The sequence below is a fragment of the Streptomyces sp. NBC_00224 genome, from assembly GCF_041435195.1.
Classification (GTDB): domain Bacteria; phylum Actinomycetota; class Actinomycetes; order Streptomycetales; family Streptomycetaceae; genus Streptomyces.
Genome location: NZ_CP108106.1, coordinates 4,528,441 through 4,553,095, shown reverse-complemented (window position 1 = coordinate 4,553,095; position 24,655 = coordinate 4,528,441). Strand labels below are relative to the sequence as shown.

At 71.1% G+C, this 24,655-nt stretch carries 30 protein-coding genes; 23 read left to right on the top strand and 7 right to left on the bottom strand.

Features of this window, described 5'->3' with window-relative positions; genetic code table 11:
• Positions 1-25: 25 nt before the first annotated feature.
• Positions 26-1,306 carry an ArsA family ATPase gene (locus OG965_RS20165; RefSeq protein WP_371657001.1) on the bottom strand — a complete coding sequence of 427 codons (1,281 nt, stop codon included), beginning with the start codon at positions 1,304-1,306 and terminating at the stop codon, positions 26-28.
• A 2-nt stretch (positions 1,307-1,308) separates the two neighbouring features.
• Positions 1,309-2,271, bottom strand: a complete 963-nt coding sequence (locus OG965_RS20160) for an ArsA family ATPase (protein WP_371653481.1) — start codon at positions 2,269-2,271, stop codon at positions 1,309-1,311.
• A gap of 72 nt (positions 2,272-2,343) precedes the next feature.
• Here OG965_RS20160 and OG965_RS20155 point away from each other — a divergent pair, with 72 nt between their 5' ends.
• Complete coding sequence (locus OG965_RS20155) at positions 2,344-2,505, top strand: DUF4177 domain-containing protein (protein ID WP_003975360.1); 162 nt, start codon at positions 2,344-2,346, stop codon at positions 2,503-2,505.
• Positions 2,502-2,969: a RidA family protein gene (locus OG965_RS20150; RefSeq protein WP_371653480.1), complete on the top strand. Its 468-nt coding sequence runs from the start codon at positions 2,502-2,504 to the stop codon at positions 2,967-2,969. The genes OG965_RS20155 and OG965_RS20150 overlap by 4 nt, the downstream gene beginning before the upstream one ends.
• Positions 2,970-3,129: 160 nt before the next feature.
• Here the strand turns inward: OG965_RS20150 and OG965_RS20145 are convergent, their stop codons facing one another.
• Entirely contained in the window at positions 3,130-4,149 is a 1,020-nt protein-coding gene (locus OG965_RS20145) for a LacI family DNA-binding transcriptional regulator (protein WP_371653479.1), read from the bottom strand.
• A 24-nt stretch (positions 4,150-4,173) separates the two neighbouring features.
• Positions 4,174-4,986 carry a response regulator transcription factor gene (locus tag OG965_RS20140; RefSeq protein ID WP_371653478.1) on the bottom strand — a complete coding sequence of 271 codons (813 nt, stop codon included), beginning with the start codon at positions 4,984-4,986 and terminating at the stop codon, positions 4,174-4,176.
• A gap of 232 nt (positions 4,987-5,218) precedes the next feature.
• Between OG965_RS20140 and OG965_RS20135 the strand changes: the two genes are divergently transcribed.
• The 9 genes from OG965_RS20135 (at position 5,219) to OG965_RS20095 (ending at position 12,351) form a co-directional block, all read left to right on the top strand.
• Positions 5,219-6,025: an alpha/beta hydrolase gene (locus tag OG965_RS20135; protein ID WP_371653477.1), complete on the top strand. Its 807-nt coding sequence runs from the start codon at positions 5,219-5,221 to the stop codon at positions 6,023-6,025.
• Positions 6,026-6,058: 33 nt separating this feature from the next.
• Complete coding sequence (locus OG965_RS20130) at positions 6,059-6,313, top strand: MoaD/ThiS family protein (RefSeq protein WP_283142830.1); 255 nt, start codon at positions 6,059-6,061, stop codon at positions 6,311-6,313.
• Between the two features lie 10 nt (positions 6,314-6,323).
• On the top strand, positions 6,324-7,592 hold the full coding sequence (locus OG965_RS20125; protein ID WP_371653476.1) for a hypothetical protein: 1,269 nt from the start codon (positions 6,324-6,326) through the stop codon (positions 7,590-7,592).
• A 54-nt stretch (positions 7,593-7,646) separates the two neighbouring features.
• Entirely contained in the window at positions 7,647-8,396 is a 750-nt protein-coding gene (locus tag OG965_RS20120; protein ID WP_371653475.1) for a DUF2993 domain-containing protein, read from the top strand.
• Between the two features lie 286 nt (positions 8,397-8,682).
• Entirely contained in the window at positions 8,683-8,763 is an 81-nt protein-coding gene (locus OG965_RS20115; protein WP_359104787.1) for a putative leader peptide, read from the top strand.
• Positions 8,764-8,930: 167 nt separating this feature from the next.
• Positions 8,931-9,776 (top strand): sulfurtransferase, encoded by an 846-nt coding sequence (locus OG965_RS20110; protein WP_371653474.1) that lies wholly within the window; start codon positions 8,931-8,933, stop codon positions 9,774-9,776.
• 42 nt (positions 9,777-9,818) lie between these two features.
• Complete coding sequence (locus OG965_RS20105) at positions 9,819-10,106, top strand: DUF1416 domain-containing protein (RefSeq protein WP_033324392.1); 288 nt, start codon at positions 9,819-9,821, stop codon at positions 10,104-10,106.
• Positions 10,107-10,356: 250 nt separating this feature from the next.
• Positions 10,357-12,003, top strand: coding sequence for an IS200/IS605 family accessory protein TnpB-related protein (locus OG965_RS20100; RefSeq protein ID WP_371653473.1), 1,647 nt, complete (start codon positions 10,357-10,359; stop codon positions 12,001-12,003).
• 90 nt (positions 12,004-12,093) lie between these two features.
• Positions 12,094-12,351 (top strand): DUF3099 domain-containing protein, encoded by a 258-nt coding sequence (locus tag OG965_RS20095; RefSeq protein WP_371653472.1) that lies wholly within the window; start codon positions 12,094-12,096, stop codon positions 12,349-12,351.
• A gap of 37 nt (positions 12,352-12,388) precedes the next feature.
• On the opposite strand, the gene OG965_RS20090 is transcribed toward OG965_RS20095, so the two are convergent.
• The gene (locus tag OG965_RS20090) at positions 12,389-12,754 is read right to left on the bottom strand and encodes a DsrE family protein (protein WP_371653471.1); all 366 of its coding nucleotides are present in this window, start codon (positions 12,752-12,754) and stop codon (positions 12,389-12,391) included.
• 128 nt (positions 12,755-12,882) lie between these two features.
• Between OG965_RS20090 and OG965_RS20085 the strand changes: the two genes are divergently transcribed.
• The 6 genes from OG965_RS20085 to OG965_RS20060 all read left to right on the top strand — a co-directional run bounded on the left by OG965_RS20085 (position 12,883) and on the right by OG965_RS20060 (position 17,599).
• Complete coding sequence (locus tag OG965_RS20085; protein ID WP_371653470.1) at positions 12,883-13,590, top strand: hypothetical protein; 708 nt, start codon at positions 12,883-12,885, stop codon at positions 13,588-13,590.
• A complete protein-coding gene (locus OG965_RS20080) occupies positions 13,587-14,375 on the top strand; it encodes a hypothetical protein (protein ID WP_371653469.1) in 789 nt (262 codons plus the stop codon). Before OG965_RS20085 ends, OG965_RS20080 begins: the two co-directional genes overlap by 4 nt.
• The gene (locus OG965_RS20075; protein ID WP_371653468.1) at positions 14,372-15,241 is read left to right on the top strand and encodes a hypothetical protein; all 870 of its coding nucleotides are present in this window, start codon (positions 14,372-14,374) and stop codon (positions 15,239-15,241) included. Before OG965_RS20080 ends, OG965_RS20075 begins: the two co-directional genes overlap by 4 nt.
• Positions 15,242-15,513: 272 nt before the next feature.
• Positions 15,514-16,086: an FABP family protein gene (locus OG965_RS20070; RefSeq protein WP_371653467.1), complete on the top strand. Its 573-nt coding sequence runs from the start codon at positions 15,514-15,516 to the stop codon at positions 16,084-16,086.
• Positions 16,087-16,161: 75 nt separating this feature from the next.
• Positions 16,162-16,623: a Fur family transcriptional regulator gene (locus OG965_RS20065; protein ID WP_371653466.1), complete on the top strand. Its 462-nt coding sequence runs from the start codon at positions 16,162-16,164 to the stop codon at positions 16,621-16,623.
• A 10-nt stretch (positions 16,624-16,633) separates the two neighbouring features.
• The gene (locus OG965_RS20060) at positions 16,634-17,599 is read left to right on the top strand and encodes a folate-binding protein YgfZ (RefSeq protein ID WP_371653465.1); all 966 of its coding nucleotides are present in this window, start codon (positions 16,634-16,636) and stop codon (positions 17,597-17,599) included.
• A 42-nt stretch (positions 17,600-17,641) separates the two neighbouring features.
• On the opposite strand, the gene dtd is transcribed toward OG965_RS20060, so the two are convergent.
• Positions 17,642-18,067 carry a D-aminoacyl-tRNA deacylase gene (gene dtd, locus OG965_RS20055; RefSeq protein ID WP_371653464.1) on the bottom strand — a complete coding sequence of 142 codons (426 nt, stop codon included), beginning with the start codon at positions 18,065-18,067 and terminating at the stop codon, positions 17,642-17,644.
• A gap of 143 nt (positions 18,068-18,210) precedes the next feature.
• Between dtd and OG965_RS20050 the strand changes: the two genes are divergently transcribed.
• The 3 genes from OG965_RS20050 to OG965_RS20040 all read left to right on the top strand — a co-directional run bounded on the left by OG965_RS20050 (position 18,211) and on the right by OG965_RS20040 (position 21,207).
• Positions 18,211-18,819, top strand: a complete 609-nt coding sequence (locus tag OG965_RS20050; RefSeq protein WP_371653463.1) for an ABC transporter substrate-binding protein — start codon at positions 18,211-18,213, stop codon at positions 18,817-18,819.
• 60 nt (positions 18,820-18,879) lie between these two features.
• Positions 18,880-19,836: an asparaginase gene (locus tag OG965_RS20045; protein WP_371653462.1), complete on the top strand. Its 957-nt coding sequence runs from the start codon at positions 18,880-18,882 to the stop codon at positions 19,834-19,836.
• Between the two features lie 81 nt (positions 19,837-19,917).
• Entirely contained in the window at positions 19,918-21,207 is a 1,290-nt protein-coding gene (locus tag OG965_RS20040; RefSeq protein ID WP_371653461.1) for a GNAT family N-acetyltransferase, read from the top strand.
• A gap of 39 nt (positions 21,208-21,246) precedes the next feature.
• Here the strand turns inward: OG965_RS20040 and OG965_RS20035 are convergent, their stop codons facing one another.
• Complete coding sequence (locus OG965_RS20035; RefSeq protein WP_371653460.1) at positions 21,247-21,438, bottom strand: hypothetical protein; 192 nt, start codon at positions 21,436-21,438, stop codon at positions 21,247-21,249.
• A 154-nt stretch (positions 21,439-21,592) separates the two neighbouring features.
• Between OG965_RS20035 and OG965_RS20030 the strand changes: the two genes are divergently transcribed.
• The 3 genes from OG965_RS20030 (at position 21,593) to OG965_RS20020 (ending at position 24,627) form a co-directional block, all read left to right on the top strand.
• Positions 21,593-22,510, top strand: coding sequence for a winged helix-turn-helix domain-containing protein (locus tag OG965_RS20030; protein WP_371653459.1), 918 nt, complete (start codon positions 21,593-21,595; stop codon positions 22,508-22,510).
• 80 nt (positions 22,511-22,590) lie between these two features.
• Entirely contained in the window at positions 22,591-23,286 is a 696-nt protein-coding gene (locus tag OG965_RS20025; protein WP_371653458.1) for an HAD family hydrolase, read from the top strand.
• A gap of 171 nt (positions 23,287-23,457) precedes the next feature.
• Positions 23,458-24,627, top strand: coding sequence for a phosphotransferase (locus OG965_RS20020; RefSeq protein ID WP_371653457.1), 1,170 nt, complete (start codon positions 23,458-23,460; stop codon positions 24,625-24,627).
• The last annotated feature ends 28 nt before the right edge of the window (positions 24,628-24,655 follow it).

The window sequence follows — 24,655 nt, the reverse complement described above, 5'->3', positions numbered from 1 at the left end:
TACGACGTGTACGTAACCAGACGTATCAGAGTGCTCCGGCCGTCTCTTCCTGGGCCGCGAGCCGCTCCCCGATGGCCCGGAGCCCGGCGAGATCGTGTACGTCGCCGGGCAGGGCGGCCACTTCGGCCACCGGGACTTCGGGGTGGAGCGCGGTGAAGCGGTCGCGCGTGCGCCGTTCGCGGGCGAGCACCTGCATCCGCTCGGCGTGCAGGCGCAGGAGACCGGCGGTCAGCCGGTCGACCGACACGCCGTCTTCGGATCCGGTGGGGGAGGGAGCTTCGGGAGAGGAACCACCGGTGCCACGATCCTCAGCCTTCCCGGACCCCTGATCGACAATGCGGCCGTCGACAAGATTTTCCCCACGGCCCTCGCCCCGGTCCTCGTCCAGGTGCTCCGCCGCCGCGAGCGCCCGCTCGGCCGACAGCCGGGCCGCGCCGCTGCCGTGCACCCGGTTGAGCACCAGACCCGCCAGCGGCATCGAGTCGGCCGCCAGCCGCTCCACGAAGTACGCGGCCTCGCGCAGCGCGTCCCGCTCCGGTGCCGCGACCACGAGGAACGCGGTGCCGGGCGCCTGGAGCAGCCGGTAGGTGGCGTCGGCGCGGGTGCGGAACCCGCCGAACATCGTGTCCATCGCCGCCACGAACGTCTGGACGTCCCGCAGCAGCTGGCCGCCGAGGAGTTTGCCGAGCGTGCCGGTCATCATCGACATGCCGACGTTGAGGAACTTCATCCCGGCCCGGCCGCCCATCTTGGCGGGGGCCATCAACAGCCGGATGAACTTGCCGTCCAGGAACGACCCCAGCCGCTTCGGCGCATCCAGGAAGTCGAGCGCCGAGCGCGACGGCGGGGTGTCCACGACGATCAGGTCCCACTCGTCGCGGGCCCGCAGCTGGCCCAGCTTCTCCATCGCCATGTACTCCTGCGTGCCCGCGAAGCCGGCCGACAGGGACTGGTAGAAGGGGTTGGAGAGGATCGCCCGGGATCGCTCGGGGTCCGCGTGCGCCTCGACGATCTCGTCGAAGGTCCGCTTCATGTCGAGCATCATGGCGTGCAGCTCGCCGTCGCCCTCGACGTCCTTGACCCGGCGCGGGGTGTTGTCGAGGGAGTCGATGCCCATCGACTGGGCGAGCCGGCGGGCCGGGTCGATGGTCAGCACGACCACCTTGCGGCCGCGCTCGGCGGCCCGCAGCCCCAGCGCCGCCGCCGTCGTGGTCTTGCCCACCCCGCCGGATCCGCAGCACACCACGATCCGCGTCTTCGGGTCGTCGAGCAGGGGATCGATGCCGAGCGGCGCGGCCGCGTCCATGCTCACTTGCCCACCCCGGAGTTCCGCAGTTCGGCGGCCAGGCGGTAGAGCCCAGCCAGATCCATTCCCTCACCGATCAGGGGCAGTTCGTGCACAGGCAGCCCCAACTCGCCCACCACCGCCCGCTGTTCGCGCTCCAGCTCCACCCGCTCGGCGTGCTCGGCGGCCTCCTGGAGCAGCGGCGTGACCAGCTTGGCCGAGCCGGTGACCCCGGCGCGGGTGAGCGCCTTGGCGACCTCCTTGCGCCGGTCGCCGGTGACGCCCCGGACCGCCTCCTCGTCGAGCAGGTGCGGGCGGACCATGTTCACGATGACCGCGCCGGTCGGCAGGTCGGCGGCGCGCAGCTCGGCGATCCCGTCGGCGGTCTCCTGGACCGGCATCTCCTCCAGGAGCGTCACCAGGTGCACGGCCGTCTCGGGGGACTTGAGCACCCGCATCACGGCCTGCGCCTGATTGTGTATCGGGCCGATCTTGGCGAGCCCGGCGACCTCGTCGTTGACGTTGAGGAAGCGGGTGATCCGCCCGGTGGGCGGCGCGTCCATGACCACATGGTCGTACGCGTACCGCCCCTGCCTGTCCTTACGCCTGACGGCTTCGCACGCCTTGCCGGTCAGCAGGACGTCACGGACGCCCGGGGCGATGGTGGTGGCGAAGTCGATGGCGCCGAGCTTCTTCAGGGCGCGGCCCGCCGAGCCCAGCTTGTAGAACATCTGGAGGTAGTCGAGCAGGGCCCGCTCCGCGTCGATCGCCAGCGCGTGCACCTCCCCGCCGCCCGGCGCCACGGCGATCTTCCGCTCCTCGTACGGAAAGGCTTCCGTCTCGAAGAGCTGTGCGATGCCCTGTCTGCCCTCGACCTCGACGAGGAGCGTGCGCTTGCCCTCCGTCGCGAGGGCGAGCGCTAGGGCAGCGGCGACCGTGGTCTTGCCGGTGCCGCCCTTGCCGCTGACGACCTGGAGCCTGCTCACGCCATCGAGCCTAACCAGTCCCCCGGCGGCCTACGCATGAGGCTGCCTCCGGCAGCGGCTACAGTCGGCCCCATGACCAAGTGGGAATACGCGACCGTGCCCCTTCTCGTGCACGCGACCAAGCAGATTCTGGACACCTGGGGCGAGGACGGCTGGGAGCTGGTCCAGGTCGTTCCCGGGCCGAACAACCCCGAGCAGCTGGTGGCCTACCTGAAGCGGGAGAAGCAGGCATGAGCGGTTCGGTTGAGGCGAAGCTGGCCGAACTCGGCCTGACCCTGCCGGAGGTCGTACCGCCGCTGGCCGCGTACCAGCCGGCCGTGCGCTCCGGTGTGTACGTGTACACGTCCGGGCAGCTGCCGATCGTCGAGGGCAAGCTCACACTGACCGGCAAGGTCGGTGCGGAGGTGACGGCCGAGGAGGCGAAGGACGCGGCGCGTATTTGTGCGCTGAACGCCCTCGCGGCCGTGAAGTCGGTCGCGGGTGACCTCGATCGCATCGCGCGCGTGGTGAAGGTCGTCGGGTTCGTGGCCTCCGCGAGCGACTTCACCGGGCAGCCGGGCGTCATCAACGGCGCGAGCGAGCTGCTCGGGGCGGTCCTGGGCGACAAGGGTGTGCACGCCCGCAGCGCGGTCGGCGTCGCGGTCCTCCCGCTGGACGCGCCGGTCGAGGTCGAGATCCAGGTCGAGCTGGTCGACTAGCCCGTTCGTCTGCGGACCGTGGGTGGCTGAGCGCGCAGTTCCCCGCGCCCCTTAAATGCGCCCCTTCGGGGCGCCCCGGGGGATGCCGCGGAGCGGCATTCTTAGGGGCGCGGGGAACTGCGCGACCAGCCACCCACACACCCGCAGACAAAGACCGGGCTCAGCACCCGCAGGACCGGCGGATCACCAAGCGCGACGGGAACTGCTTCAGGCGTTCCCGCCGGGAACCCGCCACGCGGAGCGCGTCGTCCAGGACCAGGTCCACCGCCGCGCGGGCCATCGCGGGGCGGTCTGAGGCGACCGTGGTGAGGGGCGGGTCCGTGAGGCCCGCCTCCTTCACGTCGTCGAAGCCCGCGACCGCCAGCTCACCGGGCACGTCGATGCGCAGCTCACGAGCCGCCCGCAGTACGCCGATCGCCTGGTCGTCGGTGGAGCAGAAGATCGCCGGCGGCCGGTCGGGCCCGGCGAGGATCTCCAGCGCGACCTTGTACGCGTCGTACCGGTTGTACGGGGCCTGGAAGAGGCGCCCCTCGGTCGGCCGTCCGGACTCCAGCATCGCCCGCCGCCAGCCCTCCACGTGGTCGGCCACCGGGTCGCCGACCGCCGGGGTCGACTCGACCCCGCCGAGGCACGCCACGTACGCGTGGCCGTGTTCGAGGAGGTGGCGGGTGGCCAGCTGGGCCCCGCCGATGTCGTCCGTGACGACGGCCACGTCGTCGATCGCCTCCGGCCGTTCGTGGAGGAGCACCACGCGCGCGTCCCAGGCGTCGATCTCGGCCGCCGCGCGCTCGCTGGGACCCTGGCTGACCAGGATCAGACCGGCGACCCGCATACCGAGGAACGCCCGCAGATAGTGGACCTCGCGGTCGTCCAGATAGTCGGAGTTGCCGACCAGGACCATTTTTCCGCGCTCGGCCGCCGCCTGCTCCACCGCGTGCGCCATCTCCGCGAAGAACGGCTGGCGCGCGTCCGGGACGATCATGCCTATGAGGTCCGTGCGCCGGGACGCCATCGCCTGGGCAACCCGGTCGGGCCGGTAGCCCAGCTCCTTGATCGCGGCGAGTACCCGCTCGCGCGTGGCCGGGGCGACCGGCCTCGGTCCGTTGTTGATGACATAGCTGACGACCGCGGTCGACGTACCCGCCAGTCTCGCCACATCATCCCGCGTCACCTTGGCCACGAGCGGGAGTCTACGCGGGGTGACCTACCTCTGGGCAGGGCGTACGGAGGCTTCCTCCGGCTCCGCGACGGCCGGGACCGGTGGGGAGGCCACGGATCCGGCGGCGGCCTTCGCCCTGGCCTCCTCGGCCGCCTTGGCCTTGGCTTCTTCCGCCGCCCGCTCGACCTTCTCGGGGGTGACGAACCGGTACCCGACATTCCGGACGGTGCCGATCAGCGACTCGTGCTCGGGGCCGAGCTTCGCCCGCAGCCGCCGTACGTGGACGTCGACCGTCCGCGTACCGCCGAAGTAGTCGTACCCCCAGACCTCCTGCAGCAGCTGCGCGCGCGTGAAGACCCGGCCGGGGTGCTGCGCCAGGTACTTCAGGAGCTCGAACTCCTTGAAGGTCAGATCCAGGACCCGGCCCTTGAGCTTGGCGCTGTACGTCGCCTCGTCCACGGAGAGATCGCCGTTGCGGATCTCCATGGGGGAGTCGTCCGAGGTGATCTGCTGGCGGCCCATGGCCAGCCGCAGCCGCGCCTCGACCTCCGCGGGGCCCGCGGTGTCCAGGAGTACGTCGTCGATGCCCCAGTCGGCGGTGACGGCGGCCAGACCGCCCTCGGTGACCACCAGGATCAGCGGGCAGCCGGGGCCGGTGGAGCGCAGCAGCTGGCAGAGGGAGCGGACCTGCGGCAGGTCGCGGCGGCCGTCGACGAGGATCACGTCGGCGCCGGGGGTGTCCACCAGGGCCGGGCCCTCGGCGGGGGCCACCCGCACGTTGTGCAGCAGCAGGCCGAGCGCGGGAAGCACCTCCGTGGACGGCTGGAGGGCGTTGGTCAGGAGCAGCAACGAGCTCATCGCGCCTCACCTGCCCGGGTCGTCGTCGGCTTCTTCGGATGATCGTGCACGGTCTGCTCGCCCATAACGTCGGTTCCTCCTCGGTCCCTGCGAGGACGTTTACGGCACTGCTTTACGCCAAGGCTCCCGCGCCCTGAGAGCCTTTGTTCACCTGCTCGTAACAACGACCAGGAAACGCAAAAGGACCCGGGGGCTACGCTGCCCGGATCCTCTGCCCAGCAGAATAGCCCACATGAGTTCCGGGGCAGAGGGGCGATTTCACACTGTGGATGTTTCCTCGATCACTAGAGGACCGCGGCGCGCAACTCTTCGCACCTCGGACGGCGTGCGCATCGAGGCGGTCCACGACCCCTGCGCGGCGGGCCGGACGGACACCGCGGTCGTGGTCGCGCACGGCTTCACGGGGTCGGCGGGGCGCCCGGCGGTGCGGCGGGCGGCGGAGGTGTTCGCCCAGTACGCGGGCGTGGTCACGTTCTCGTTCCGGGGCCACGGCGGCTCCGGCGGGCGCTCCACGGTCGGCGACCGCGAGGTGCTCGACCTGGCGGCGGCCGTGGAGTGGGCGAGATCACTCGGCTACGCGCGCGTGGTCACCGTCGGCTTCTCGATGGGCGGCTCGGTGGTGCTGCGGCACGCGGCGATGCACAAGGGGCTCACGGAGGCGCGGACGGACGGAGTCGTCTCCGTCAGTGCGCCGGCCCGTTGGTACTACCGGGGCACGGCCCCCATGCGGCGGCTGCACTGGCTGGTGACCCGGCCCGCCGGACGCCTGGTCGGCCGGCTCGGCTTCGCCACCCGGATCGACTCCGCGCAGTGGTGCCCGGTGCCGCTCTCGCCGGTGGAGGCGGTCCCGCTGATCGCGCCGACCCCGCTCCTGATCGTCCACGGCGACCGCGACCCGTACTTCCCGCTCGACCACCCCAGGATGCTGGCGGCCGCCGGACCTGCGCAGTTGTGGCTGGAGGAGGGCATGGGGCACGCGGAGAACGCGGCCGACGAGGTGCTGCTGCGCCGGATCGCGCAGTGGCTGTCGGTGGCGTAGCCCATCATGGGGGACGACGAAAGGAGGGTCGCCATGGCAGCGGGAACCATCCGCTTCTGGGCCGCGGCCAAGTCCGCCGCCGGTGTCGCGGAGGAGCCGTATGCGGCGGCCACGCTGGCCGAGGCGCTCGACGCGGTGCGCGAGCGCCACCCCGGCGAGCTGACCCGCGTACTGCTCAGGTGCTCGTTCCTGGTCGACGGTGACCCCGTCGGGACGCGCGAACATGAGACCGTACGGCTTGCCGAGGGCGGCACGGTCGAGGTGCTCCCGCCGTTCGCAGGAGGGTGACCCCCACGTCATGAGCGATCAGCAGTACCCGCATCCGTACGACGAGCAGTATCCGCGCTTCGACCAGTACGGACAGCCGGTCCAGCAGCAGTACCAGCAGCAGTACGACGCGTACCAGCAGCACCAGCAGTACGACCAGTACGGGCAACCTCTCCAGCAGCAGCCGGTCCAGCACCAGCAGCCGCAGCAGCCCGCGCAGCAGTTCCCGCACGATCCGTCGTACCAGGAGCAGCAGCAGTACACGCAGACGTGGGAGGGCCAGACCTGGGACACCCAGTACCAGCCCACGGTCCAGCCGCAGCCCGTGCAGCAGCAGCCGGTCCACCAGCAGGTCCAGCAGCCCGTCCAGCAGCAGTACGCGCAGGCGTACGCGCCGCCCGCCGCCGACACCGCGTACCTGCCGCCGCAGACGGGGTCCGCTCCGCTGCCTCCGGAGACGGCGGCCTACGAACCCGTGCCCGCCGCGCCCGCGGAGAGCGACGGCCCCGCCTACAGCCCGCCCACCACCGTCGGCAACACCCGGATCACCGACGCCCAGCGGGCCCGCGCCGAGGGGCGCTCGCCGGTCATCGCGCCGGGGATGCAGCCCGCCGCGCTCACCGCCGTCCTCGGCCTGCTGCTCGCGGCCGCGTCCGGCATCGGGCAGTACGCGCTGGTGGTGCCGCTGGTGCTGCTCCAGGCCGTCACGGCCGCGGGCTGGTTCCGGCTCAACGGGATGTGGCCCGCCCGGCAGGGCATCGCGCTCGCCTTCCTCGGCGGGCTGGTCGCGGACGCCGCGCTGCTCGCCGTCGGCGACGAGCACGCGCCCGCGGCGATCCTGGGCACGCTCGGGGTGTGGGTGCTGCTCACGCTGGTGCTCCAGCTGCGCAGCCACGCGGACCCGGACGAGCGGATGTACGGCCTGATGGCGACCGTGGCCTCGTCGGCCCTCGCGATCCTGGCCGCCGGATATCTCGCGGCGATCCCGCACGCCGTTGCGGTGGGCGCGGCCGCGGTGGCCGTCGCCGTCCCGGCCCGCGCGCTGCCGTTGCCGGGGCCGGTCTCCGTCGTGGTCGCGCTGCTCGCGGCCGCGGGCGGCGGGATCGTCGCCGGGCAGCTGACGGACGTGGGTTCCTCGGGCGCGCTGCTCGGGCTCGCGGCCGGGGTGTGCGCGCTGATCGGGCTGCGGGTGGCCAGTTATGACTACCCGTCGCGCTTCGTCCATATGACGGCCGGAGTGGCGCTGCCGCTCACCGCGGCTGTTCCCGCTTTGTATCTGATCGGTCGAGTGATCGGGTAATTCCGGAGGTTAGGCTCGCAGCGTCAACGACCAGTGTGGGGGGACTCGTACGCAATGCGCGCACTTCGGATATGGCTCATCGTCGCGGTGGTTCTCGGCGGCCTCTTCGTCGCCGCGGACCGCATCGCGGTGAACGTCGTCGAGTCGAAGGTGGCCGACAAGATCAAGAGCAGTCAGGGGCTGAGGGAGACCCCCGACGTCTCGATCAGTGGCTTCCCCTTCCTCACCCAGGCGATGGGCAAGGAGTTCGACGAGGTCGACGTCAAGCTGGGCGGGGTCACCGCCTCGGCGGACGGCCACTCGGTCAACGTCACCGAGGTCCACGCCAAGCTGCACGACGTGAAGGTCAACAGCAGCTACTCGTCCGCCACGGCGGCACGGGCGGACGGCTCGGCCCGTATCTCCTACGCCGACCTCACGAAGTCCGCGCCCAAGGGCGCCACGGTCGGCTACGCCGGGCCGGAGCGGGCCGCCAAGGGCCAGGTCCAGGTGAGCGGGCAGCTCGCCGACCTGCTGGAGGGCGCGGGCGTCCAGGTCCCCGCGAGCCTCAAGGTGCTGCTCGCGGGCCGCACGGTCAGCGCGTACAGCACGGTCACCACGGACGGCGGCGCCACCGTCAAGGTCCGCTCCGAGGAGCTGCCGAAGCTGCCGGTGGCCGGTTTCGACGAGAAGCTGCGCAAGGCGGTCGACTACGACCTCAAGATCGAGGGCCTGCCGTCCGGCATCAAGCTGGACAAGGTGACGGCGACGAAGGACGGGCTGCGGTTCTCGGGGACGGGCACGAACGTTTCCCTGGCGGGGTAGCCGGCCCCGCGGCCCCTGGGCGTACGGCGGTGGCCGCGCCGGCCAGGACCGGGCTGGGCAGGACCGGGTCGGGCAGGACCGGGGCCGGGACGGGCAGGTCCGAGACGGGTCGTAACCGCATGCTGAGACAGCGGCGTCCGCTGGGCAGATGGTGGGCGGCGGGGAGCCGCCCGGACACCGCCGGGAGAGGCTTTCCAGCCGATCTCGTCCCACCATTCGGATGATCGTGTCTCAAAATACGACACACCGGTGACATGGCCGCCTGTCCGTCCCTACGATCGGACGCATGAAGCGACAGGCGGATCTCACGAAGCGGCGGGCAGTCGACCTGTGCCGCGTCGCCGCCATGCTCTGTCGCCACGTCTGAGCGGGACCCGCCCCTCTCTGCGAAGAGACGGCAACTCCCGTGTTCCCCGGGCCCTTTGAACCGTATTCAGGGCCACCCCCCGTGTCTGGGCAACGCCGCGCCCGCTCGCTCGGCGTACGCACCCGCACCCCGCACCGCCCGCCGCACCTGCCCCGGAGGAGAACCGCATGAGCCGCAGCGACGTCCTGGTAGACGCCGACTGGGTCGAGGCCCACATCGAAGACCCCAAGGTCGCCATCGTCGAGGTCGACGAGGACACCTCGGCGTACGAGAAGAACCACATCAAGAACGCGATCCGGATCGACTGGACCAAGGACCTCCAGGACCCGGTCCGCCGTGACTTCATCGACCAGGAGGGCTTCGAGAAGCTCCTGTCGGCGAAGGGCATCGCGAACGACACCACCGTCGTCCTCTACGGCGGCAACAACAACTGGTTCGCCTCGTACGCCTACTGGTACTTCAAGCTCTACGGCCACGACAGCGTCAAGCTGCTCGACGGCGGCCGCAAGAAGTGGGAGCTGGACTCGCGCGACCTCGTCGACGGCTCGCAGGTGCCGGCCCGCCCGGCCACCGCGTACAAGGCCAAGGCGCAGAACAGCGCGATCCGCGCCTTCCGCGACGACGTGGTGGCGGCCATCGGCGCGCAGAACCTGGTCGACGTGCGCTCCCCCGACGAGTTCAGCGGCAAGCTGCTCGCCCCGGCCCACCTCCCGCAGGAGCAGTCGCAGCGCCCGGGCCACGTCCCGTCCGCCCGCAACATCCCGTGGTCGAAGAACGCCAACGACGACGGCACCTTCAAGTCGGACGACGCTCTCAAGGAGCTGTACGCGGCGGAGCAGGTCGACCTGGCCAAGGACACCATCGCGTACTGCCGCATCGGCGAGCGCTCGGCCCTGACGTGGTTCGTGCTGCACGAGCTGCTCGGCGTCCAGAACGTCAAGAACTACGACGGCTCGTGGACCGAGTACGGCTCCCTCGTCGGCGTGCCGATCGAGCTCGGCGTCAACAAGTAACCCCGCACAGCCCCCTCAGACTGCAGACCGTAAGGAAAAACCATGTGTGGAGCGAAGGCAGGCGGCCCCGACGCCTCGACGATCAAGCCCGGTGAGACCACCATCCAGGGCCAGGTGACGAAGGACGGCGAGCCCGTGGTCGGCTACGTCCGCCTCCTGGACTCGACCGGCGAGTTCACCGCCGAGGTCCCGACCTCGGCGACGGGCCAGTTCCGCTTCTACGCGGCCGAGGGCACGTGGACCGTCCGGGCCCTGGTCCCCGGCGGCACCGCGGACCGCACGGTCGTGGCGCAGACGGGCGGGCTGGCGGAGGTCGCGATCGCCGTGTGACGACGGGCACCGATTTACCGGCCGGAGGGCCGCACCACTGGGGTTGGACGCTTTCGGCGGGTGCGGTCCTTCGTGCCGTCTGGGCCAGGACGGGAACTGAAGTTCTTCGGCCGGACGGGTGACCTGATCGCCTGCGGCTCGTTGAGTTGTTCGACGGGCTCGACGACCGGGGGTGGCAAGCGTGGTGACTCGTTCGGCATCGGGCCTGCGCGTGCTGACCCCGCCTCGGCTCGCGGTTCCCTCGGGAACCGTGACCGTCAAGACCCGGTTGCGCCTCTCGCCGCGCGACGCGAACGTCCTCCGCGAGCTGGGCTTCCTCTTGTCGCAGTTGGCGGCGAGGGACCTGGCCGAAAGGGTCGCGCTCGGGACCGCCCACACCCGAGAGGACTTCGCGCGCCGCAAGCGGGGGCTGACCGCGCTGACTTCATCCCGCTGGGCGGGGACCATCACCCGGGGCTCCAATGAGCAGTGGGAGCTGGCCCGCCGCGCTCAGGCTGCCCATCTGGAGTCCCTCAATACCGCCGTCGCTCGGATCGTTGCGCGGCTGGCGGTGCCGGTCGGTACCTGCGATGTGGCCACGCGCGTGCCGGGATACCCCACCCAGCGGATCCGGGCGGCCAAGCAACAGCGGCTCCAGCACCTCCGAGCGCGTGCGACGGCGGTGGCAGCCGAGCGGGCAGCCGGTCGGATTCGTGTGGTGCGCGGCGGCAAGGATTTGCTGCGCAGCCGGATGCATCTGCCGGAAGCCGGTCTGTCGGTGGAGGAGTGGCGGCGACGCTGGTCGGAGTCGCGTACGAGGATCGAGGCCGATGGCGAGAGCGGCAAGACCTTCGGCAACGAGAGCATCCAGATCGCTCCGGACGGCGTTGTGCTGATCAAGCTGCCGCCCGAGCTCGCTGCTCGGTACAGCGCCCACTGCGACCGGTTCGGTCGCTACCGTCTCGACGCGCGGGTCCGTTTCGGCTATCGGGAACCCGAGTGGCGGGCGCAAGTCAATGCCAGGCGTTCGGTGGGTTACACCGTCCGCTTCGCGAACGGCCGGTGCTGTCTGACGGCCGCTTTCACCCCGAGGAGAGCCGAGCTTTCCGGGGGTGTCGGCGATGAAGGTCTGCTCATGGGGGCATTGACCGGCGGGGTGCTCGGCGTCGACCACAACGCGGACCATCTCGCTGCCTGGCGGCTGGACCGGCACGGCAATCCCGTCGGACGCCCGGACCGGATCGATGTCGACTACAAGGGCAGGGCGACACACCGAGATGCCCAGGTCCGGCATGCCTGCAGTGGGCTGATCCGGCTGGCGCGGCAGCACGGGGCGACTGCCTTGGTCGTCGAGGACCTCGGCTTCACGACGGACCGAGAGACCTGCGGCGGGAAGGGGCGGAGCGGCCGGAGGTTCCGCTCGCTGGTGGCAGGGATGCCGACCGCCCGGTTCGTGGCCCGGTTGGTGGCCATGGCTCACCGGGCCGGGCTCGCGGTGATCGTCGTGGATCCCGCTTACACCAGCCGCTGGGGTGTTCAGCACTGGCGCGGGCCCACCAGCACCACGAGACACAAGACGTCCCGGCACGACGCTTCCGCTGTCGTGATCGGGAGGCGCGGCCAAGGGCTGGGCGCGCGGCGCAGGGCTGAGAAAACCGTATCCCGCAGGCAGACGGAAGCCGTCTCACGGCACGCGAAGGCGTGTGGTGGGACCGGTACGGAAGACCATCGCCCGCCCGCGCTCCCCACCAGGCCCGGCCCCCACCGCGCTCCCAGGGCCCGCGCCCGGCCGGAGGACGGTGCACGTGATGCACCTCGCCGACGGCTGGAGGCAGGGGCCCAGTCCGCCCAGGACCGTTCGGGGCGGGCCGCCGAGGAGCGGACCTGGGTCCAGGTGCCGCTCCCGCCGAGTGAGTAGGAACGGTTGGACGCTTACCTGGCACGGGTGCGGTCCTTCGTGCCGTCCGGGCCCGTTTCCGCCCGGCGGACATGGTCGTACGCTGGACTTATGTTGGCTCGGCGCCGGCGCGAGTACTTCTGGCTGATGGGCGGATGCCTGGTCCTGTTCGTGTCCGCCTGGAGCTTCGTGCGGCTGTGGTCGGTTCCGGCCGCGGTCGCCATGTGCGTGGTCGCCATGGTGATCCCGCCGGTCGCGGCGATGGTCGCGAACCGGCGCGGCCCGGACGACCGCTGGTGGGACGACCCGTCCGGGGACCAGAAGTCCGACGAGTGGTGGGACGAGCTGGACGGCAAGAAGAAGTACTAGCGGCAGCGGCCCACCGGCGGAAGGCTCGGCGGAGCGCTCAGTAGACCAGCGCCTGCGTCTCCTCCGCCATCGCCTCCTGGACGAAGACCTGCGCGCCCGCGATCCGCGCGCCCTCGATCAGGTCCTTCTCGGTGATGTCGCGGCGGGCCGCGCACTGGGTGCAGACGGTGATCGTGCCGCCGCCCGTCAGGATCCCGTCGATCAGGTCCGGCAGCGGCGCCGCGTGCGGGAGCTCGAACTCGGCGGCCCGGCCCGGCAGCGCGAACCACGACGACTCGCCGGTCAGCCAGAGCGAGACCTCGACGCCGCTGGCGACGGCGACCGCCGCCACGGTGAACGCCTGCGAACACCGCTCGGGGGCGTCGGCCCCGGCGGTCACCTTGAGTACGAGCTTCTTCGCCATATGCCGAACTGTAATGCGCACCCGCACAACCCCTCCCGAAGGCGGCGGGTCAGTTCTGTGTGCGGGTGATCGGGCCCGTACCGAGGTCTCGTGGGGGGACCCTTTTGGATACGGCAGTGGACGGGGCAGTGGGTACGACACGGGGGGCGCGGCGGCGCGGGCGGACGCCGCTGCTGATCGCGGGGGGCGCGGTGCTGGGCGTGGTGGCCGGGCTGTGCACCGGATACACGGTTCAGGCGGGCAGGGCGCCGACCCCGCTGCCGCCGCTCTCGCAGCCCGTACTCGCGCAGGCGAAGGGCAAGGCGCCCGCGCCGCTCTCCGCCGCCCAGGACCGCAAGGCCGCGTCGGACGGCGATCTGCGGAACATGCTGCTGAAGCGGCCCGCCGGAGCGTCGGACGTCGACCGTCCGGCGGGCCACGACGGCTGGCTGCCCATGTCCGAGTACGCGGAGTACTACACCGAACCGGACGAGGAGTTCCGCAATCTGCTGAGCGAGGAGTTCCGGCGCGCGGCCGTGGCGGACTGGCGCGAGGGGAGCCTCGGCGTGACGATCCGGCTCGTCCAGTTCCGGGACGAGCGCGTGGTCGCGTCGCAGGGTGCTCTGGAGAGCGCGGAGAGGTGGGCGACCAAGGAAGCCGGTCACAGCGCGGCGATCCTCGGCTCGGGCAACGGGCGCGTGTACACCGGCGGCGACCTCGACTCCGGCGGCCGCCACCGTGCCGAGGCCTTCGCGCGGCGCGGGAACGTCTTCATGGAGCTGTGGCTCGACAGCGACGAGCCGATCGCGGCGCAGAAGGCGCTGGACCTGGCGCAGCGGCAGTGGGAGCGGATGTGAACGGGAGCAGCGGAAGACGGCGGGGCGTCGCTCTCGCGGTGGGCGGGGCGCTCTTCGTCGTGGTCGCGGGTGGGGTGGGTGCCACCGCCGTCGTGGTGGACCGGGCCGACCGCGCGCCCGGCGCCCCGGACTGGACCTTCCCGGCGAGCGAACGCAAGGCCGGCGGTGACATCAAGGACACCGGTGACGAGGCCGGGAAGTCCGCCTCGGAGCTCGGGCGGATGCTGGTCCCGTACGGCACCGACGGGTACAGCCGGGGCCCCGACATCGACGGCTTCGGCGCCGACGCCGATCTGACCGGCGCCCAGGCGGTGGCGCTGCGCAAGGAGTCGCTGCGCACCCTGCCGGGCGCCCAGCGGGAGAAGCTGGAGCGGCAGATCGACAAGGAGCGCATCAAGGGCATGGCGATGCGCAGCTACAGCAGTACCGACGACGCGCCCGTCTCGAACGTCGCCGCCGCTTCCGCGTTCACGGTCCAGATCGTGCTCTCCCGGATGGAGGACACCCGGGCTGTACGCCGGCTCTCCGAGTTCCAGACGGCGCTCTTCGACTCCGTGGGCATCATGCGCAAGGGCCCGGAGGTCAAGGGGCACAAGGACGCCCGGTGCTTCCTGGGCCCCGACGAGAAGGACGAGAAGCTCGACATGATGATCTGTTCGGCCTACCGGGGCGAGGTGCTGGTCGGCGTCGTCGCGGAGAGCCCCAAGCCGTTGAACGCCAAGGGCGTAGCCCTGCTGCTGAGCGAGCAGCTGGACCGGATCGGCACGTCCGGGGAGTCGGTGTGACCGAGCACAGGACAGACCCGCAGCCGACGACCGACGAGCAGCCGGAGCCCGACCCGCAGCCCGTCATCGACGACCAGCCGGAGCCCGGCCCCCAGCCGGAACCCATCACGCCGCCCCGCACCCGCGCCGCACTCCGGTGGACGGCCGCCCTGCTCGCCTTCGTCTCCTTCGGCGCCGGCACCGCGTACGCCGTCGTGGACCGCACCCGTACCGATGTTCCGGGGCTCTCCACCGAGTCGGACGGGCGCTGGCGCTATCCCGGGATCGCGCTGCCGCCGCTGCCCCCGGGCGCGCCCCGGCCGCTCGCGGCCTCCAACACCGCGCAGACCCACTACGCCGATCTGCGTGCGCTGGTGCTGCCCGCCCCCGAGGGGGCCAGGCCCGACCCGGCACTGAGGGGCGACGACGGCTGGCTGCCGACGGCGGTGTTCCTCGCGCAGTACGAGAAGGAGGACCGGGCGGTCTTTGGGCAGTCGCTCGTCGACAACGGGCTGCGCCACATCGCGGCCCGGGGCTGGGTGATGCCCGACGGCACCCGGAGCAGGATCTTCCTGCTCCAGTTCGACACCCACGCGCTGGCCGAGCGGGTGCAGTCGCGGGACGTGACCCGTTACAGCACGCCGTACCACGCGGTTCTCGGCGCCCACTACGCCGAGCTGGACACGTCGTTCCCGATGGAGGCCCAGGTCGAGGGGACCTCGCGGTACCCGTACAACGAGGTCGAGCCGTACGGGAAGGAGCAGGTGCGCCAGGCGTACGTGCTCGCCGGAGACGTCCTCGCCGTCGTCGTCCACTCCCGTCCCGGTACCGCCCCGGCAGTCCCCTTCGAGCAGACCGTCGTCCTGCAGAACCAGCTGCTCGGCTGACCGCCGGGCCCGGTGAGATACGCCGCGCCCCCGCGGCGGCGCACCTCACAGAGAAGGCCGTGGCTCAACCCATTAGGCTGGGGGGCGGCCCTTTACTGCCCACACGCTCATCCGAGGAGCACCCCGTGCTTGAGGCTTTCTTCGAAACCCTGCTGGTCCTGGTCTGCGTCGGTGTCCTCGCCTTCGCCGGTCTGGCCGTGAAGAAGCTGTACCAGGGCCAGCGCTGACCCGCGCCCCAGCCGCAGACGTAACGAAAGACTGATCGAAGCCTCATGATCGAGATCCCGTCCGACCTGAACCCGGACCTCGTCCCCCTCGCCTTCCTCCTCGGTACCTGGGAGGGCGTGGGCGTGACCGACTTCCCGGGCGCCGAGAAGGCCAATTTCGGCCAGTCCGTCACCTTCAGCCACGACGGCCGGGACTTCCTGGAGTACGTGTCGCACTCCTGGATCCTCGACGCCGAGGGCAACAAGGTGAAGCCGCTGGAGACCGAGTCCGGCTTCTGGCGCATCGACAAGAACCGCAAGGTCGAGATCGTCATGGTCCGTGACCAGGGCGTCGTCGAGGTCTGGTACGGCGAGCTCGCCCACCAGAAGCCGCAGATCGACCTGGTGACGGACGCCGTGGCGCGCACCGCCGCCTCCGGTCCGTACACCGGCGGCAAGCGTCTCTACGGGTATGTGAAGAGCGATCTGATGTGGGTCGGCGAGAAGGCCACCCCCGAGGTCGAGCTCCGTCCGTACATGTCCGCGCACCTCAAGAAGGTCGTCACGCCCGAGGAGGTCGCGGCGATGGCCCGGGGCCTGGGTGACCTGCCGGACGACGGGATCGCCTTCTTCAAGTAGGGGATCCGTCCGTTTCGGAAGTACGAGATCCGTTCTCGGAGCCGGTAATCCCGGGGTGGCTCCTACACTGGGCGTGTGGTGACCACCGACTGGCAGAGCGACCTCCGCAAGCGCGGGTACCGGCTGACCCCCCAGCGCCAGCTCGTGCTGGAGGCCGTCGACGTACTGGAACACGCGACGCCCGACGACATCCTCACCGAGGTGAGGAAGACGGCGGGCGGCGTGAACATCTCCACCGTGTACCGGACCCTGGAGCTCCTGGAGGAGCTGGATCTGGTCTCGCACGCCCATCTGGGACACGGCGCTCCGACGTACCACCTGGCGGACCGCCATCACCACATCCACCTGGTCTGCCGGGACTGTACGTCGGTGATCGAGGCGGATGTGGAGGTGGCGTCCGAGTTCACCGCGAAGCTCTGCTCGACGTTCGGCTTCACGACGGACATGAAGCACTTCGCGATCTTCGGGCAGTGCCAGAACTGCGCCAAGAACGCCTCAAGCGACGACTCAAGCAACGGTCCAAGTACCGCGTCGTAGGCTTGCCCGTATGAAGAGCCCTCTGCTGTCCCTGCCCGGCGCCGTCCCCGCCGAGGGGCCCGACGACGGGGTCGCCGCGCACTACGGCGACCTGTTCCGTGAGCAGCGCGCCCTCGCCGCCGGCACCGGCCTCGTCGACCTCTCGCACCGCGGTGTCATCACCGTCACCGGCGAGGACCGGCTGAGCTGGCTGCACCTGCTGCTGACCCAGCACGTCAGCGACCTGCGGCCGGGCGTCGCCACCGAGGCGCTGATCCTCTCCGCGCACGGGCACATCGAGCACGCCCTCTACCTCGTCGACGACGGTACGACGGTGTGGGCGCACATCGAGCCCGGTACGCGGGACGACCTCGTCGCGTACCTGGAGTCGATGAAGTTCTTCTACCGCGTCGAAGTCGCCGACCGCACCGCGGACTTCGCGGTGGTGCACCTGCCGGCCGGGTCGATCACCGAAGTGCCTTCGGGCACGGTGGTACGGGAGGCTCCGCACGGGCGGGACCTGTTCCTGCCGCGCGAGGAGCTGGAGGCGTTCGCCGCCGAGCACGGGCCCGCGATCGGGATCCTGGCGTACGAGGCGCTCCGGGTGGAGGTGCACCGGCCGCGGCTCGGCCTGGAGACCGACCACCGCACCCTCCCGCACGAGCTGGGCTGGATCGGCACCGCCGTGCACCTCCAGAAGGGCTGCTACCGGGGCCAGGAGACGGTCGCGCGCGTCCACAACCTGGGGAAGCCGCCGCGCCGCCTTGTCTTCCTGCACCTGGACGGCAGCGAGGTGCTGCTGCCGGGGCACGGGACGCCGCTGCGGGTCGCGGCGGACGGCGAGGAGGGCCGCCAGATCGGCTTCATCACGACGTCGGCCCGCCACCACGAGCTGGGCCCGATCGCGCTGGCGCTGGTGAAGCGGAACGTGGCGGTGGACGCGGAGCTGCTGGCGGGCGGGACCGCGGCGGCCCAGGAGGTCGTGGTCGAGCCGTAGCCCGCGGCCGGGCCAGCGGGGTGCGGGAAGGGGGAGGGGCGGTTACACCTCCACCACCACCGTGAACGGCCCGTGGTTCGTCAGCGACACCCTCATGTCCGCGCCGAACCTGCCCGTCTCCACGGTCGCCCCCAGCGCCCTCAGCCGGGCCACCACCTCGTCCACCAGGGGCTCGGCCACCTCGCCGGGGGCCGCCGCGTTCCAGGTGGGGCGGCGGCCCTTGCGGGCGTCGCCGTAGAGGGTGAACTGGGAGATCACCAGGAGCGGGGCGTTCACGTCCGAGCAGGACTTCTCGCCCTCCAGGATCCGCACCGACCACAGCTTCCTGGCCAGCTGCGCGGCCTTCTCGGGGGTGTCCCCGTGGGTGACCCCGACCAGGACGCACAGGCCCTCGCCGGTGATCTCGCCGACCGTCTCGCCCGCCACGACGACGCTCGCGCCGTCGACCCTCTGTACCACCGCTCGCATGGGACCCAACCTATTCCACGCACCAATCCGGTCCGACTGGGGCCGAACGGGTGGTGTGTGTCTGCATATGCGCCACTGGGAGTGGCACGATGCTGACAGTCGGTGCGCCCTATCCCGCACCGGTCGAGGGGACGGTAAGACACATGAGCACTCCTGGCGCCGGGCAGCAGTCGCCCGGCCCCGTTTCGCTGATCCGGACGAGTCCGCCGGCCGCGCGGGCGGCCGTCTCGCGACCGCCCGTACAGCGTGCCGGTGACCATCTGCCCGTACCGAAAGACCACGATCTGACCGCACTGCGACTGCCGGCGCTACGGACCCTGCGGCGCCGGTCGCAGAGCGACGAGGCCGACCTCAGCTATGTGCGGCGGCTGCTGCACGGGCGTATCGACATCCTGCGGGCCGAGCTGGCCCGGCGCACCGGACCGCACACGCCCGTGGTGGAGCGGCTCTCCGAGATCCTGGCGGACGCGCCCTCCCTGCACCGCGCCTCCGCCCGCCACGTCACGCTCTCCACGCCGCGCAGCGCCGAGTACCGGCGGCTGGCGGCCGAGATGGACGCGGAGGTCCAGCTCTCCGACCTCGACGCCCGTACGGACGATGAGCTGCACACCGCGATGGGGCGGCTGATCCGCTACGAGCAGCAGGTCTCGCGGCGCCGCCAGCACCTCCAGCGGACTGCCGACGATTGCAGTGCGGAGATCGCCCGCAGGTACCGTGAAGGCGAAGCACAAGTAGACGACCTGCTCATCTGACCACCGATTCGAAGGTCACTTCGATGGTTACGAGGCGGGTCCATGCCCGGAAGGCCCGCCATGACCACCGACACCCTCATACCCCCGGTCCTCGCCGAAGTCGTACGTTCCGGTTTCGTCGAGGGCCATCATCGGGGCTCGCTGGTGGTGCTGGCGGCCGACGGCAGCGTGGAGCTCGCGCTCGGCGACCCGGCGGCGCCCGTCTTCCCGCGCTCCAGCAACAAGCCCATGCAGGCCGCCGCCGTGCTGCGGGCCGGGCTCGACCTCGCCGGGGAGCGCCTCGCGCTCGCCGCCGCCAGCCACTCGGGCGAGGGCTTCCACCTCGACCTCGTCCGCAAGATGCTCGCCGAGCACGGGCTGACCCCGGACGACCTCCAGACGCCGCCCGACCTGCCGCTCGACCCGGCCGAGGCTGAGACCTACCTGGCGGCGGGCCACGTCCGCGACCGGGTCACCATGAACTGCTCCGGCAAGCACGCGGCCATGCTCGCCGCCTGCCGCCTCAACGGCTGGGACGAGGCGACCTACCTGGACCCGGCGCACCCGCTCCAGCGGCTGGTCCACGACGGCGTGGAGGCGGCGGCGGGCGAGCCGGTCGCGTCGGTCGGCACGGACGGCTGCGGGGCGCCGCTGATGGCGATCAGCCTGACGGGCCTGGCACGCGCGTTCCGTACGTTCGTGCTCGCCGAGCCCGGCACGCCGGAGCGCCGGGTGGCGGACGCGATGCGTGCGCACCCCGAGTACGTGGCGGGCACCCGCCGCCCCGACACCTGGCTGATGCGCGAGGTGCCCGGGGTGCTGTCGAAGATGGGCGCGGAGGCGGTCCAGGCGGTGGCGCTGCCGGACGGCCGCGCGCTCGCCTTCAAGGTCGACGACGGCGCCGCGCGCGCCCTCGGCCCGGTCCTGGCCCGCGCCCTGCGCCTGCTCGGCGTGGACGCCCCGGTGGTCGACCGCATCGGCAGCGCGCCGCTGCTGGGCGGGGCGGAGCGGGTGGGCGAGGTCCGGGCGGCGTTCTAGCGGTCTGGGCGGCGTTCCAAGGGCGGCGGGGGCGCGGAAATTCGGGCGACAGCCGGGCGAGGGCCTGCCTAGCGTGGCGGGATGAGCCCGAGCCGCCGCGACGCCGCCTCCGCCCACCCCGCCACCCCCTCCCTCGACCTCCGTACCGTCTCCGAAGCCGAGTTCGTGGACTGGCTCAAGGCCGTCAACACAGGCTTCCTGCGGCCGCCGGTGGTGGGCGAGAGGGATGCGACGTCCCGGCTGGCCAACAGCGATCTGGCCCGTACGCAGGGCGTGTTCGACAACGGCCGCTGTGTGGCGACCTTCCGCTCGTTCGCGCAGGAGCTGACCGTGGTGGGCGGCGCGGCCGTCCCCACCAGCGCGGTCACCAACGTCACGGTCTCCCCGACCCACCGCAGGCGCGGCCTGCTCAGCCGGATGATGGCGAACGACCTGGCGGCGGCGAAGGAGCGCGGCGAGGTGGCGGCGACGCTGATCGCCGCCGAGTACCCGATCTACGGGCGGTACGGGTTCGGCCCCGCCACCTGGACCGCCGAGTGGGAGGTCGACACGGGCCGGGCGGGCCTGGACCCGCGCTGGTCGGGCCCGGACGACGGCGGCCGCATCGAGCTGGCCGACGCCGAGGACGTACGCAAGCTGGGCCCCGAACTCTTCGAGCGCTTCCGGGCCGGGCAGCCCGGCGCGGTGAGCCGGAACGCCCGCTGGTGGGACCTGAGTACGGGCGCGGCCCGGCGGGACGACCAGCCGTGGACCGAGCCGTTCTGGGCGGTGTACCGCTCGGCGGCGGGCGAGGTGGAGGGCCTGGCGGCGTACCACGCGGACGAGACGTGGACGGACGCCAAGCAGCCGCTGAACACGGCGACGGTACGCGGACTGCTCGGGCTGACCCCGGCCGCCGAGCGCGCCCTGTGGCACTTCATCTGCTCGGTCGACTGGATAACCAAGGTCCGCACGGGCTACCGCGCCCCCGACGACCTGCTCCCGCTGCTCCTCCCGGACCCGCGCGCGGCCCGGATGGTGACGCACGCGGACTTCCTGTGGCTGCGGGTGCTGGACGTCGTACGGGCCCTTGAGGCACGTACGTACGCGTCCTCGGGCACCCTGGTCCTGGAGGTCACGGACGTGTCCGGCTTCGCGTCGGGCCGCTACCGCCTGGACGCGGACGAGTCCGGCGCGCAGTGCACCCCGACGACCGGGCGGGCCGATCTCGCTCTGGACATACGGGAGTTGGGGGCGCTGTACCTGGGAGACGAGTCGGCGGTACGACTGGCCGCGCTGGGCCGGGCCGCCGAGGAGACGGCGGGGGCAGCGGCCCGGGCGGACGCCCTCTTGCGGACGTCGCGGCGGGCTTGGTGCCCGGACATGTTCTGAGGGCGGCGGCCGGGGCGGTGCCGCCCCGGCGGTCCCGGATCACTTGTCCGCCTGCGGGATCAGTGCGGCCAGGAGCGCGGCCGCGCCGATGACGATGAAGGTGTTGTCGTGGGTCTGGACGCCGACGGACAGCACCACGGCCCCCACGGTGCCCACGGCCCCGAGCTTGTGGTGGACCAGCCTCTCCGAGGCGACGACGGCTAAGGCGATGAACAGCGCGATCAAAGGCATGGAGTCCCTCCCCGTAGAGGTCCGCCGCGCGGAGCTTCCGCGCGAACTTCACCAAGTTGGCGGACAACTTGCTGAAGTTGTCCCGCCATCTGAAGACCCATAAACCAACCCGGAACAACTCCCCTTGGCTATCGGATAGTTGTAGCGTTCAGATGTGACTTCGGAACCTGAGGTGACGGCAAGCGGGAGCGCCAGGCACACGTCCGACGACGTGGCGGCCTCCCTGCGGGCCCGGATCCGCGCGGGCGAGCTCAAGGTCGGCGCCAAACTGCCCACCCAGGCCTGGCTGGTGGAGCACTACGGCGTGGAGCGGACGGTGGTGCGCCAGGCCCTGCAGCAGCTGCACGGCGAGGGCCTGATCACCGAGGGCCGCAAGGGCGCCCCGGCGAAGATCGCCAGCGCCGTACCGGCCGCCTCCCGTCCGTCGGACGAGGAGCCGAAGCGCACGGCGGCGGTCCTCAGCCCCCGGGTGGCGGAGGCGTTCCGTGCGCGGGAGGTGCGGATCGACGCGGTGTGCCTGACGACGGAGACCCTCAACCTGGCGCTGGGGGAACCGCTGGGGGCGATCCACGCGGGCCTGATCCGCCCGGACTCGGTCCATGTACGCATCCTGCTGCCCGACCGGAACATGAACCTCGCCTTCCCCCGGCCCGTACACCGCTCGGCGGACGGTGACCGGCTGGTCCACGAACGGTGGCTGAGCCAGCGCAACACCCAGGGCCTCGTCCTGCGGGACAACCTGGAGGCGCTGCGCATCCCCAAGGGGGAGGAGGGGGAGAAGGGGGAGATCGACGTCCACATCGAGTTCCAGGCGCTGCCGCTGACCTCGCCGATCAAGCTGTATCTGCTCAACGGCTCCGAGGCGCTCTTCGGCTACTACGACATCGTCGAGCGCGAACAGGGGATCGCCGACACATCGGTGGAGATCTATGACTCGCTGGGTTACGAGTCGATGCTGTTCCAGTACCTGCGCGGCGGAGGGTCGCGGGATGCGGCGTTCGTGGAGCGGTCCCAGCGGTGGTTCGACAACCTGTGGAAGACCATCACCACCCGCCTCGACCTCGGGCGCTGAGGAATGGAGCGTTGGGGAGGCAGGGCAGTATGGGAGGCGGGGCGACGCTATTCTGCCTTCTCCTCGACGGATGGAGCGATGTGGACAACCCGCATGATCTCCTCAATGCTGCGAATTGCGTCATATTCGACTTCGACGGGCCGGTGTGCAGCCTCTTCGCCAACCACAAGGCGTCCGTTGTGGTGAAGGACCTGCACACCTGGCTGGAAAAAGATCTCGAAGTCGCCGTTCCGCCCGGTGAATTCACGGCTGATCCCCTCGGATATCTCGGACTGGTAGAGCAGAGCTATCCGGGAGACCCCTGTGTGGAGGAACTGGAGAAACGTCTCACCGAGCAGGAGGAGCGGGCCGCCGAGTCGGCTCGACCGACGGAGGGCGCCGTTGACTTGATACGTGAGCTGGCTGCCGTACGGACCCGGCTCGGCATTGCCACGAACAATTCGCCCGAGGCTGTCGTCGCGTATCTCAGACGGATGGACCTGGCCGGGAGTTTCGGTGGGCACATCCATGGCCGGGTGCCGGACATCGCCAAGCTGAAGCCGGACCCGGACTCGTTGCTGCGCGCCCTCGACTCGACGGGGTCCAAGCCGGAGGAGTCCGTCATGATCGGGGACTCGAAGAACGATCTGAGGGCCGCCGCCAGGCTGGGGGTGCCGTTCATCGCGTTCGTACCAAAGCCCAGGGAAAGCCGCGCGTCAGGCGAACGGAATCGTGAACGCCGATGGTACGGACGAGTGCCGGTCGTGGAGTCGCTCAGCGAGCTTTTGGGCAGGTGACGGCGTCGGCGGCGAGGTGCGGCGGAGACGTGGGACGGAGAGGTTCTGAGCGACACCCACGGTGAAAACAGCCGGATCTGCCCATTCCGGCCCAGCGGCCCGGTAACCTCCCGCTCCAGCTTGTTCGTCCCCCGCGGCACGATCCGCGCCGCACCCCGAAGGCTCGACACGATGGCAACCGAAACGGCGTCCCCGGCCCGCCGGGCCGCGGTCGAGCTCAGCCGGAACGGCGTCCGGGGGGTGACCGGGCCGCTCCAGGGGCACCACCACGAGGCATACGCGATCGTGCTGCCGCCAGGGAATCCGCTCGGCGAGGTCTATGCCCGGGGAAAGCTGCGGGTGCGCCGGGAGGGTCTGCTCTGGTTCGACCGGCGCACTTTCGCCTCCGAGGATCAGTTGCTGATGGAGCTGAAGGGGCGCATCTCCCGCATTCCGGAATGCGCCGAATTCGCCGAGGGGGTGTTCCTTCAGGGCTTCGTCGAGGGCCGCACGCTCCGGGACGGGCGATTCTGGCTCGGCCGCCTCTCCGGGCGTCACGTCAGTCAACTTGGGGAATTATTCGGGCAGATGGCCGCCATCAAGCACGGCGAGCTGGCCCTGAAAACGCTTCCCGAGGTCGATTCCCGGCCATGGGTCCCGGACGGGGACACGCGCGGCTTCCTCGGCGGGCTGATCGACTTCACGCAGCACGAGGTCTACCAGAGGAACAGCGGGGAGTTCGGTTCGCTATTCGACAGGCTGGGTGTTTCGGCCACTTCGCTGAATGGGCTGCGGGAGCGGGCCGGGGGACTGGCCTCGCGGCCGTTCTCCCTCGTACACGGCGATCTGCACCGGCGCAATCTGATCGTCGACTCGCGGGACGACCTCTGGTTCATCGACTGGGAACTCGCCATGATCGGGGACCCGTTGTACGACCTGGCCACCCATCTGCACCTCATGAACTACCCCGAGTGCGATGCGCTGCGGGTCAAGGAGGCGTGGCGGGGAGCGGTCGGGGCCGCGCGCCCCGGTGGCTGCGACGGCTGGGAGCGGGACCTTCCACACCTGCTGGCGTTCAAGCAGGCGCAGTCCGTCTACACCGACGTCATCCGCACGGCCGTGGCACTGCTGGTGGGCGCGGGGGCGCTGGCCCTGGTGGCGGGAGTGGTGACGGCGGGCACGGGCGCGGCCGCCGCCGGACCGGGCCCGGGCCGGCTGCGCCTGGCCCGGGCCGCCCGCAAGGTCCAGCGGGTACTGGCCGCGGCGAAGGACGCCCTTGGGCTGCCCGCGATCCCCACGCAGGAAAAAATCCGGGCGGCGTACGGGGAGTGGCTGCGGGAGCGAGTGCGGCGGCGGGGGTAGGGGCGAGGCCGGACTGCGCGGCCCCACC